Here is an 11,601-nt window from a genome sequence, read left to right on the forward strand (position 1 = left end):
AATCAAGGGTTCCGGCGCGCGTATGCCACTCAGCAAAGAGCAAACAAATTAGCGGCCGACTTTCTCAAGCAGTATCGTCATAGGCTCAGTCGAATTGAGATCGACATGATAGGCTTGAGTATTAATAAACAATAACTTATCACCGAGCATAATCCTTGCACCAATGGCATAGGTATGCCCTGCTTCAAACTGATCGCGCCCTATAGTAAAACTAAATGGCGTAGGGGTTTTAGCGCCTTGACTCTCACGCTCTGCCATCACCACAGCAGGTACATCCATCTTAGAGACATCAAGCAACTGCACAATCAACTTGGCATCGGCAGGCAGTGCGATACGTTCGCGATACATGGCCTCACCTTTAATCTCAACAACCGCATTTGGTGTGGCACAACCTGTCATCATCGTCGTCACAGTGAGTAATACCATTGCCGCCCATTTTTGCCATGCAGATGTCAGTCCGCTAATCCTTAACCCATGTGTCATTTCATTTCTCCTAATCATACATAAAGACTTCTGGATGTCTATACGCCCAAGCTATAAATCTTGTCATGCTGGGCATATCTTCCTATGATAAGCCACCATTTCGTTGCCGAAAAATTTATGACCCAAGCAACTGCGATAATTGTGGGCGCTAGCTCACATTTAAGCCGCGAACTTGCCAAACAATTGGCCGAACAGCAAGTTGAATTAGCACTTTTTGCACAGGATGTTGAATCGCTGCGCGAGTTCGCCTCGACCTTACCTACCAAAGTACAAGTATTTTCACTGCAAATTGAACAGCCAAGCGCCATCATCGAACAGCTTGAAAACGTCTGGCAAAGTCTCGGCGGTGCTCATTTAGTCTTGGTGAATACCGGACTCAATAGCTACGACCCTGAGCTGCCATGGTTACCTGAGCAAGACATTATCGACGTCAATGTGCGGGGCTTTGCCGCTATCTGTAATACCGCTTTTAGATTATTTCGCGAACAGGGTTACGGCCAGCTTGCCACCATTAACTCGATTGCTGGTCTGCGCGGCGGCCCGAGTGTGGCTTATCATGCCTCTAAAGCCTTTGCGCAAAACTATTTGGAAGGCTTAAGCATGCATGCCCAGCGGCTTAAGTTGCCTATTACTATTACCGATATTCAACTTGGTTTACTGGATAAGGCCGCCATGCAGCAAAGCACCCTATGGCTTGCCCCGCTCCCGCAAGTGGCGGCGCAGATCATTAAGGCCATGCAGCAGGGTAAACGTCGTGTCTATGTGACCAAGCGTTGGCGCTTAGTGGCTTGGCTGACTAAATTACTGCCTGAGTTTATCTATAACACTCGCCACTGGAAGCCGAAAAAGGCTAAAAAGTAGTGTTGTTCCGCGTTTAGCTTTATTACACTGCGAAAACAAAAAAGGAGCCGCTGGCTCCTTTTTTGTTACTTTAAAATCAGATGATTAGAAAGTGTAACCCACGCTGACCATATAAACCCATGGGTTAATGTCAGTATCAATTACTTTAGTATCACCCGCTAACTTAAACTTCACATCGGTGCTAATTTGCGCATACCACACAGAGGCGTTAACTAACCAGTTTTTATTGACTTGATAATCGATACCCGCTTGCGCCGCTAGGCCCCAGGAGGTGCTCATGCTTAAGTCAGTTAAAGCACCACCTAAATCGTTGGTGAATTCATTGTCGAAGAAGTTAGTGTAGTTCACACCCACGCCTATATATGGACGTAATGTAGATTGAGCATCACCAAAATAGTACTGTGCCACTAAAGTTGGTGGTAAATGCTTAGTTTCCGCAATCTTACCAACACCATTTAAAGACACATCGTGGCTAAATGGAGTCGCTGCTAATAGCTCAATACCAATGTTATCGGTCAACATATAACCAAAGTTCAAGCCCAACTGAGTGTTGTTACTAACTTGAAATTCACCTAAATTTTTTCCTGGAATGACAACATCATCACTCGATTCATTTGGCGCAACAACCACTGCACCAGCACGAACAATAATATCGCCCGCTTGATGGGCAGAAACAGAAGCAGAGAAACCAGCGGCTAACAGGGTGGCAGCGATCAGTGTAGAAACAGTAGTTTTATTCATCATCATACTCCATATGTACAACATAGGTTTTTGTTTTACATTACATCCTTAACAATTGACGCCTACACTGCCAGATAAAATTATTCACCTTATTGATCTAAATCAAGATTAAGCGGCGATACTTATTTCGAGGTATAAACCATGAGATGCAAGTCACGTTATCTAAACATTTATTGACAATGCCGGTTCATTTTTTGTGACCAACCGCATTAATTAGCTATCACTAATCACCTACAGAAGAGGTAATAGGAGGAAAATTGCCAATTTTGCCATTTACATTTAATCAACATAAATTGAAATTAAAATCCGATGAAATTCGACGATATTCAGTAGAAAAAACGCGAAAGAATCCAAAAGCAGGCAAAGATAGGAATTAAGAATCGACCTAGAAGGTGCTTATTTCGGTTTACACTCACTCATCTGCGAATAAAAGAATAAGCCTCTAAACTCATCTTAACCAAATGGCTCAATAGGCTATAGCTAGTCGCGGATATTGTTTACGCCAAGACTTTGCGGCTAACCGTTGCTGAAATAACGCTAAAGGACGCCGAGGATTGGGCGTTAGTTGTAAGGCAAATAATGAGGTTAAGCCAAAGGGGGCGATGATGTGTAAGCCTTCAATGGCTGGAGCAGAAGACTTAAGTGTCTGTTCAAGCGACACACCGACAGCAGTTTCGATTTCGGGCCAATAACACATTGCATCCTGTGTCGATTGATAGGGATTGTCGAGATGCTTAAGGTGCATTCGCGCCTGATTTTTTACTGACCAAGGTAAGTCTGGCGCCAGTGTTTGTAGGTAGGCTTCTATCGCCCTATCTCGCTCAGGAAGAGTATCCAAGGGACAATAGTAAATCAGATCGATATCGTTTAGTGGGCGCAGTTTAAAATCATGCAACTTATCCCAAACCAAGTTACGGACAAACCCCGCCGCCAAGCACCACTGCGGAATATCATACACTTGGGCACATTGCAGAGCTAATTCAAGTGCCCTTAACCGCTGTTTATCTTGGCTTAGCCATGCGCATAACAATGCATTTAATTCGGCTTCAGTCATAGCCAATATCCGCTTTAATAACTTAGAAACACAGAAGTGACATCGACTCACGCCACTTCATCATCGATTTCATCGCACTTAATGAGCTGTTAATGATAGGTTAAACTGCATCGGCTTGGCGCTCTGGCGCCGCATCAGCAAAGGCTGGCAATAAATTACATTCAGCCCATACTCGCATAATATTGGGGTACGGCGTTAAATCCACATTAAAACGCTGCGCGTTGTACACCTGCGGCACTAAACACAAATCTGCGATAGTCACCTTATCCCCAAAGCAATATCGGCCACTATGGCGCGCCAGTTGGGTCTCAAGCGCCGCAAATCCCGTTGCTACCCAATGGTGATACCAAGCGGTTTTAGCTTCTTCGTCAACGTTCAGCTTCTGAGTTAAATACTGCAATACTCGCAGGTTATTGAGTGGATGAATTTCACAGGCGATGGTTAATGCCATGGCGCGAACATGGGCACGCTCAAGGGCTGATGCGGGTAATAGCGGTGTCTTTGGGTAGAGTTCATCTAGATACTCAATAATGGCTAAAGATTGGGATAACGCATCCCCATCCTGCTCATCATCCACCACCAAAGTGGGGACTAGCTCCTGCGGGTTTAGCGCGATATAGTCCGCCTTGTGCTGCTCACCACCATCACGCACTAAATGCACCGATAACTGCTCGGCGCTCACGCCTTTAAGATTGAGGGCAATACGCACACGATAGGCGGCGCTAGAGCGCCAATAACCGTATAGTTTCATCTCACGCTGTCCTTTTGTCATGCTGAAAAAACGGGGCTAAAAGCCCCGTCGATATTATCTATCACTTTTCAAATAAAAAAGCCTTACGCCTTGTACTCAACCACTTTTTGATCGATAGCGCCAAAAATAGAGGCGCCATTATCATCGAGCATTTCGATGCGTACTGTGTCGCCAAAACGCATAAACGGTGTGCTAGCTTTGCCGTTGCTAATCACTTCAAGCATACGTTTCTCGGCCAAACAGCTTGAGCCAGCACTGCGGTCATAGTTAGAAATCGTACCAGACCCGATAATGGCGCCCGCACCCAATGGACGGGTTTTGGCAACATGGCTAATTAACTGGCTGAAGTTAAAGGTCATATCGACACCCGCATTCGGGCGGCCAAATAACTCACCGTTTAGGTATGTGATAAGCGGTAGGTGCACCTTTGAATCTTCCCAACGTGGGCCTAATTCATCTGGCGTAATAGCTACCGGCGAGAAGCTGCTCGAAGGTTTAGATTGGAAGAAACCAAAACCTTTGGCGAGTTCGGCCGGGATCAAATTACGCAGTGACACATCATTGACTAACATCAGCAGTTTGATGTGTTTCGCTGCATTTTCAGCACTCACGCCCATGGGCACATCATCAGTGATCACAGCGATTTCCGATTCGAAATCGATGCCCCAGTCTTCGCTCGCCAGTGGGATATCCGCCTTGGGCGCGATAAAGCTGTCAGAGCCGCCTTGGTAAAACAGCGGATCCGTCCAGAAGGTTTCTGGCATTTCTGCGCCGCGCGCCTTACGAACTAATTCCACATGGTTAACGTAGGCACTACCATCGGCCCACTGATAAGCGCGTGGTAAGGGTGATAAACATTTGGCCTCATCGAAGGCTTGCGCGTTCGGTAATTTGCCTTCGTTGAGCGCATCATACAATTCTTGTAATTGCGGTTTGAGCAATTCCCAACCATCGAGTAATTGTTGCATCGTATGGGCAATCGCTGGCACAGCCACCGTTTGAGTAAGATCGCGGCTCACTAACATTAACTGACCATCGCGGCGACCATTGTTATAACTGGCAAGTTTCATATCTGCTCCTGTGCTTCTACGGCTCGGCGTACTGCGCTTTTTATCTCGTTATAGTTAACCGACAATATCAGCTAACGCGAATTTTTTGCTGACGAGAACATAGGTGAATAAAAACCTATATTGACTCGGTATTAGGGTTTGCTGCGCGTAGAAATACCCGAAGCGACGACGGATTCCTATAGCGTGAGCAAAATCACATTTCAGCTTATTTTTTCACATTTTGTAAACTAATCATTACGTTTCCTACCCTGTTGCCGCTTGTCACTATTTCGCTGAACGATATGGTGAAAAAGTCGACAACAAAGTGGAACGATACTGTTACATCCTAAGCTTAAAGCAAGATTACTTTGGCTTGGCGATCTTATATTCCCTAAGTTTATTGGCGATAGCCGTATGAGACACGCCCAATTTCTTCGCCAATTGGCGAGTACTAGGGTAAGCAGGATACAAGCGGCGCAGTAAGCTAGCCTCAAATTGCTTCATCGCATCATCGAGATTACCTTCGAAGGCATTATCGAAATAACCAAAACCTTCGGCGTAGGATGGTAACTTAAGTTGCTCAACGGTCAGCTCGCCTGAACCATCCCACATGGATACGGCTCTAAAAACTGCATTTTTAAGCTGACGCACGTTACCCGGCCAGGCATAGGTTAAGAGATGATCGCGACATTGAGCCGAAATCCGTCTCACAGGGCTAGAAAGTTGCTGGCTGTAGTGCTCGAGGAACATCTCCGTCAGCGGAATGATATCGACCTTGCGCTCGCGCAGTGACGGAATATGGTAGCTAAGCACATGGATGCGATAGTACAAATCTTCTCTAAACTCACCGGTTTGGCACAACTCGGCTAAGTTTTTCTGGGTCGAGCAGATAATCCGTACATCGGCGCGGACTTCTTCGTCGCCGCCGATACGTCTAAAGGTGCCATCCTGTAATAACCGCAGCAATTTAACCTGTGCCGCCTTGGACATTTCAGCCACTTCATCAAGAAATACAGTGCCGCCCTTCGCCTCTTCAAAAAAACCACGTTTAATGACTTTACCTTGGCTAACGTAGCCAAACAGTTCTTCTTCGGCGGCGCTATCGGGCAATGCCGCACAGTTAATGGCAATAAACGGCTTTTCGCGGCGCATGCTGGCATCATGGCTGGCTCTAGCCATTAATTCTTTACCGGTGCCAGTTTCGCCCGTGATCAGTAATGGCGCATCGAGCTGCGCCATGCGGCGGGCTTGTTTAAGCACTTCTTTCATCTTGTCACTGCTGGCCAATACATTTTCAAAGCCTGTGGTTTGATTTTGCAGCGCATTAAATTGTTTACCCACCCGCGCAGGCGATTTAAGCGACACCACCGCACCGACGAGGATAGTTTTCTCGTCCTCATCAGGTAAATAAATCGGTAACATTTCAGCCAGATATTCGTTTTGGCCGATATTAACCCGCGCTGCCTGCGGCAGCACTTGGCCCTCACTCAGCCAGCGGCTGAAGTTAAACCCTTGTACCCAATGGTTTAAGGATTCATCAAGCACTTCGTGTTCACCCATGCCCATATTGAGCAGCGCCGATTCGTTCACAATGCGAATACGTGCCTTCACATCGATGGAAAACACAGAGTCTGGGAGAGTTTTAAGTAGGGTTTTTAAGGCGTAGTGTTCTTGCTCCGACGGCATAAATGACACCGTTCGTACATCGTGGACGCTCTCCACTTTGCGGATCTGCGGCATCAAGGCGCTTAAGGTTTCAAAACTGACTTCAGCAAATTGCAGGTAAAGAAAACCTTGGTTACTGGCATCAATGGCAATGAGATTAATGCCATAACGTTCTAACACGACTAAGATGTCTTTCGCTAAACCCACGCGATCTTGACAGCTAACTTCCAAGCGCATAATGACTGATATTCCCTTTTTTGATTCGAATTTTGGAATAAAACGTGCGAGCTATAGTCCCTGAGGTGACCTTCATAAGACATGCGTTTGACGAAACAAGTTCAGTTTACGCAAACGTAAGGGACTAGATAAATAGCTGGGCGTGTATACGTTAGAAGGTTACGCTCAAAGTGGCAAGCCTAGTTTACAGTGCATTTGTAACAGGAAGAAAAAATCAGCATCAAAATTGCATTAAGATGCTGATTTAAAATATTAACTTTTTAATCTAATAACTGGTCGGTCTTGGCCGCCATAATGAAATCATTCTTATGCAGCCCCTTAATTGAGTGTGACCACCAAGTCACGGTCACCTTGCCCCACTCGGTTAAAATACCAGGATGGTGGAATTCTTCCTCGGCCAATTCCGCCAACTTATTGGTAAATGCCATTGCTAGTTTAAAGTTTTTAAACTTGTACACCCGTTCCAATTGCATGATGCCGTCACGCACTTGCACGCCCCAATCGGGGATCATGCGGATAAGCTCGGCCAATTCTTCATCGGTCACTTTCGGTGCATCGGCTTGGCAAGCTTCACATTTCATTTGGGTTAACACGGTCATAAATACTCCTATTGGCAACATCACAGGTTCAATCCGTTGCTCTTATTACGCTTTATTTAATTCGTTTATGTCTAGGGCGTGTTGACGTTTCAGGGTTATTTTTGCAGCAATTTGGCTGGCTTTTATGCAAGGCAAAGTCCGTGCAGTGTAGTTATTCTACATAAACGGACGATAACGCGGCAGAAAAGCCAGCCAAATGCTGCCCGAAGGGTTCGTCTGGCAAGCCCTTGCTCTTTGTCACTCGTCATTTGAGTAGAATAACTACACATCATTCCTCGTTTCGCGAGCACGTACTTGCCAGAACGAACAAAATTTAATCTCGAAACGTCAACACGCCCTAAAAGTCGCTAATTAACTTGCCTTGGCCTTGGGCGGATATTTAGGGGCAAACAAGCCGAGCTGCCGCGCCTTAGCCACATAGGCCATTATGTCCATTTTGGCGATTTCATCTAATACATCAATATGTTCAATCACATAGTAAATTGGCTGCATAATATCGATACGATAAGGCGTGCGTAGCACATCTAAAAGATCGAACGGTTTACGTTCAGGCACTTGGCTTTCCATCGCATATAAGGTTTCGCCGGGAGAACTCAAAATACCACCGCCATAAATACATAGTTCACCCTCCTGAGGCTTGAGCAAACCAAACTCGACGGTAAACCAATACAAACGTGCCAAAAATACTCGGTCTTCCTTGCTGGCATTTAAGCCTAATTGACCATACATACGTGAGAAATGAGCAAAAGATGGATTGGTTAACAAGGGGCAATGACCAAAAATCTCATGGAAAATATCTGGCTCTTGCAGGTAATCAAACTCTTCCTTACGGCGGATAAAAGTCGCGACCGGAAACTCCTTGTTAGCCAATAGCTCAAAGAATCGACCAAAGGAAATTAAGGCGGGCACGGCCGCGGTTTTCCAGCCCGTGGTGGCCTGTAGCACCTTGTCTATCTCCGCCAATTGTGGGATGCGATCCTTGGGCATCGCCAAGGCATCAAGTCCCTGCAGATACACCTTACAGGCACGCCCAGGCAGGTTCACCGCTTGGCGAGCATACAATTGGCTCCAAATCTCATGTTCTTCCTGTGGGTAATGGATATACCCTGAATCATCTGCACTTCTCGCAACATAGGGCGCAGTGTGCGCAATTTCTTTAGTCATAAAATTCACTTCATGGCTGACGCTAATGCCTCCATAGTGATCTAAGCCTCGATTTTTGTTAACTCCCTCACAGTTTATTGTTTGCGCGTCAATGTGACGTAAACGTAAAGCAAATATTACAAGTCGTTTAAAAAGCATGGACGATATACATACAGACTCACACAGACGGGTATCAATCCTTGACATTCAAACGTAAAAATGACGACGATAAACAGATAATATGCAGAAAAACCGACAAATTTCGGCGTTTGCAAATGGCTTTTCTGCGTAGGTCATTTACAATATTGCCCAATAATCGCCTCTCCTTAATCTGAAGGTTCGCAATGAAACAACATCAAATTCGTAAAGCCGTTATTCCTGTCGCCGGACTTGGCACTCGTATGCTTCCTGCGACCAAAGCTATCCCTAAGGAAATGCTCCCTGTTGTTGATAAGCCACTGATCCAATATGTCGTTAGTGAAGCTATTGCTGCGGGTATCAAAGAAATTGTGCTCGTAACCCACGCCAGTAAAAACTCTATCGAAAACCATTTCGACACCAGTTTTGAATTAGAAGCGCAATTAGAGCGCCGCGTAAAACGTCAATTACTCGAAGCGGTGCAATCCATTTGCCCGAAAGACGTGACGGTGATCAGCGTACGTCAATCCCAAGCTAAAGGCTTAGGTCACGCTATTTTATGCGCTAAATCCGTAGTAGGTGATGCACCTTTTGCCGTATTGCTGCCGGATGTGATTATCGATGACGCCAGTTGCGACTTAAAAACCGATAACCTTGCCGCAATGGTAAGCCTGTTTGATGAAACCCAAGTGGGTCAAATCATGGTTGAAGGCGTACCACATCATTTAGTCAATCAATATGGTATTGCCGATGTGAACGGCCACGATTTGCAGCCTGGTGAATCAGAGCCATTAGTCGAACTCGTTGAAAAACCTCCAGTTGATGAAGCGCCATCTAACTTAGCCGTTGTTGGCCGTTACGTGTTACCCGCAGCAATTTGGCCATTGCTGGCCAAAACGCCTGCGGGCGCAGGTGATGAAATCCAATTAACAGACGCCATTGCGATGTTAATGAAGCAAGAAACCGTAAACGCTTACTATATGCAAGGTAAGAGTCACGACTGCGGTAACAAACAAGGCTATATGCGCGCTAACGTAGAATACGCTCTGCGCCACAGCGAAATCGGTGAAGATTTTGCCCACTACTTAAAAACAGTTGTAAAGGGAATTAAATAATGACGATTTTAGTGACCGGCGGTGCTGGTTATATTGGCACTCATACCGTAGTGGAATTACTTAATGCGGGAAGCGAAGTGATTGTATTAGACAACCTGTCTAATTCAAGTATCGAAGCACTAAACCGTGTCGAGCGCATTACCGGTAAATCGGTCACATTCTACCAAGGCGATATTCTCAATAAGGCCTTACTGCAGAAAGTCTTTAGCGACCATAACATCGATGCCGTTATCCACTTTGCTGGATTAAAGGCCGTCGGCGAGTCAGTAGCTAAGCCACTGAAATACTATGAGAATAACGTGACTGGCACCTTAATTCTTTGCCAAGTGATGGCAGAGTTTAAGGTGAAAAATCTTGTCTTTAGTTCCTCGGCAACTGTGTATGGTGATCCTGCTAGCCTGCCCATTACCGAAGATTTTCCAACGGGTGCCACTAACCCCTATGGTCAATCTAAATTGATGGTTGAGCATATTCTGGCGGATTTACACCATAGCGACCCAAGTTGGAATATCGCTCGTTTACGTTACTTCAACCCCGTTGGTGCCCATGCCAGTGGTTTGATTGGCGAAGATCCTAACGATATTCCGAATAACTTGATGCCATTTATCGCCCAAGTCGCCGTGGGTAAACGCGAGGCCCTCAGTGTGTTCGGCAATGATTACCCAACCCATGATGGTACTGGCGTTCGTGATTATATCCATGTGGTGGATTTAGCTATTGGTCACCTTAAAGCCCTTGAGAAACTCGCCACAAAACCAGGGCTTGTCACCTACAATCTAGGTACAGGCCAAGGTTACAGCGTGCTCGATATGGTTAAAGCCTTCGAGAAGGCCTGTGGTAAATCGATTGCCTATCAGATTGCACCACGCCGCCCAGGAGATATTGCCGCCTGTTATGCAAACCCTGAGCATGCTAGAACCGATTTGGGCTGGCAGGCGACCCATAGTCTTGAGGATATGGCAAATAGCAGTTGGCATTGGCAATCAACCAATCCCAATGGTTATAAAAGCTAATCATCTAAATGGCTTGTGGTAATTCCCAAGCCATTTTTCTTCTCGATTAATAAAGATTGTTATTCATTAAACACCTATGACAGAAAGCATTAATCACAGTCGCCGAAGTCTCTTTAGTCGCCGAAAGTCCTTGGCGATTAGGCCGCCTTGGGTGCGCGAGGGGGTAGAATTTACCGATATCTGTACTCGCTGCTCAGCCTGTATCACCGCCTGTGAAACTAAGATAATTTTCAAAGGTGATGGCGGCTTCCCTGAAGTCTCGTTTAAGGACAATGAATGCACTTTTTGTACTCAATGCGCCACTGTCTGTCCTGAGGAAAAGTTGTTTGATTTGACCCAAACGCCATGGCAACACATCGCGGCTATTCAAGATAACTGCTTAACCTTTCAAGGTATTTGGTGCCAAAGTTGTAAGGATGCTTGTGAGCCCCGCGCCATCAGTTTCACCCTAAGTGTAGGCAAAGCGCCTATGCCGAAAATTGATACAAGCCTATGTACGGGTTGTGGCGCCTGTGTCGCTCCGTGCCCAAATCAAGCGATTAGTATTAAGCTAGCAGAATAGCCATTGAGCGCCCTAGGCTTGTCCCTGTATTTACGTTAGTATTTCATTCCCAATGTATTAGGTTTCTCATCACCATGTTTGGCAAAAAATCTCCTGTTTACCCGCAAATCGTCCCCCGCGCTCAGTTTTATTGCTAAAGGCACTAGGCTGACTGGCAATATTGAATTTGCTGGCGAATGTGTTGATTGGT

At 45.9% G+C, this 11,601-nt stretch carries 12 protein-coding genes; 4 read left to right on the forward strand and 8 right to left on the reverse strand.

The window, feature by feature from the left end:
- Positions 1-48: 48 nt before the first annotated feature.
- A complete protein-coding gene (locus SHEWPOL2_RS13850) occupies positions 49-483 on the reverse strand; it encodes a YbaY family lipoprotein (protein WP_037429152.1) in 435 nt (144 codons plus the stop codon).
- A gap of 117 nt (positions 484-600) precedes the next feature.
- Between SHEWPOL2_RS13850 and SHEWPOL2_RS13855 the strand changes: the two genes are divergently transcribed.
- Positions 601-1,344, forward strand: a complete 744-nt coding sequence (locus SHEWPOL2_RS13855; protein ID WP_037429177.1) for an SDR family NAD(P)-dependent oxidoreductase — start codon at positions 601-603, stop codon at positions 1,342-1,344.
- A gap of 84 nt (positions 1,345-1,428) precedes the next feature.
- Here SHEWPOL2_RS13855 and ompW read toward each other — a convergent pair whose 3' ends face one another.
- From ompW to phhA, 7 genes are all read right to left on the reverse strand, one after another.
- The gene (gene ompW / locus SHEWPOL2_RS13860) at positions 1,429-2,088 is read right to left on the reverse strand and encodes an outer membrane protein OmpW (RefSeq protein ID WP_037429155.1); all 660 of its coding nucleotides are present in this window, start codon (positions 2,086-2,088) and stop codon (positions 1,429-1,431) included.
- Positions 2,089-2,551: 463 nt separating this feature from the next.
- Complete coding sequence (locus SHEWPOL2_RS13865; RefSeq protein ID WP_037429158.1) at positions 2,552-3,139, reverse strand: nucleotidyltransferase family protein; 588 nt, start codon at positions 3,137-3,139, stop codon at positions 2,552-2,554.
- A 100-nt stretch (positions 3,140-3,239) separates the two neighbouring features.
- Complete coding sequence (gene maiA, locus SHEWPOL2_RS13870; protein ID WP_037416829.1) at positions 3,240-3,890, reverse strand: maleylacetoacetate isomerase; 651 nt, start codon at positions 3,888-3,890, stop codon at positions 3,240-3,242.
- An 83-nt stretch (positions 3,891-3,973) separates the two neighbouring features.
- The gene (locus tag SHEWPOL2_RS13875) at positions 3,974-4,960 is read right to left on the reverse strand and encodes a fumarylacetoacetate hydrolase family protein (protein ID WP_037429162.1); all 987 of its coding nucleotides are present in this window, start codon (positions 4,958-4,960) and stop codon (positions 3,974-3,976) included.
- A gap of 342 nt (positions 4,961-5,302) precedes the next feature.
- The gene (gene tyrR / locus SHEWPOL2_RS13880; protein WP_011071819.1) at positions 5,303-6,841 is read right to left on the reverse strand and encodes a transcriptional regulator TyrR; all 1,539 of its coding nucleotides are present in this window, start codon (positions 6,839-6,841) and stop codon (positions 5,303-5,305) included.
- A gap of 260 nt (positions 6,842-7,101) precedes the next feature.
- Positions 7,102-7,440: a 4a-hydroxytetrahydrobiopterin dehydratase gene (locus SHEWPOL2_RS13885; RefSeq protein ID WP_037429164.1), complete on the reverse strand. Its 339-nt coding sequence runs from the start codon at positions 7,438-7,440 to the stop codon at positions 7,102-7,104.
- Between the two features lie 351 nt (positions 7,441-7,791).
- On the reverse strand, positions 7,792-8,790 hold the full coding sequence (gene phhA / locus SHEWPOL2_RS13890) for a phenylalanine 4-monooxygenase (protein WP_345769635.1): 999 nt from the start codon (positions 8,788-8,790) through the stop codon (positions 7,792-7,794).
- A 137-nt stretch (positions 8,791-8,927) separates the two neighbouring features.
- On the opposite strand from phhA, the gene galU reads away from it, so the two are divergent.
- The 3 genes from galU (at position 8,928) to napF (ending at position 11,411) form a co-directional block, all read left to right on the forward strand.
- On the forward strand, positions 8,928-9,836 hold the full coding sequence (gene galU / locus SHEWPOL2_RS13895) for a UTP--glucose-1-phosphate uridylyltransferase GalU (protein ID WP_037416817.1): 909 nt from the start codon (positions 8,928-8,930) through the stop codon (positions 9,834-9,836).
- Positions 9,836-10,849, forward strand: a complete 1,014-nt coding sequence (gene galE, locus SHEWPOL2_RS13900) for a UDP-glucose 4-epimerase GalE (protein WP_037416814.1) — start codon at positions 9,836-9,838, stop codon at positions 10,847-10,849. The genes galU and galE overlap by 1 nt, the downstream gene beginning before the upstream one ends.
- Before the next feature lie 76 nt (positions 10,850-10,925).
- Positions 10,926-11,411, forward strand: a complete 486-nt coding sequence (napF, locus tag SHEWPOL2_RS13905) for a ferredoxin-type protein NapF (RefSeq protein ID WP_037429170.1) — start codon at positions 10,926-10,928, stop codon at positions 11,409-11,411.
- Positions 11,412-11,601 lie beyond the last annotated feature (190 nt).

The sequence above is a fragment of the Shewanella sp. POL2 genome (assembly GCF_000282755.1).
GTDB lineage: Bacteria > Pseudomonadota > Gammaproteobacteria > Enterobacterales > Shewanellaceae > Shewanella > Shewanella xiamenensis.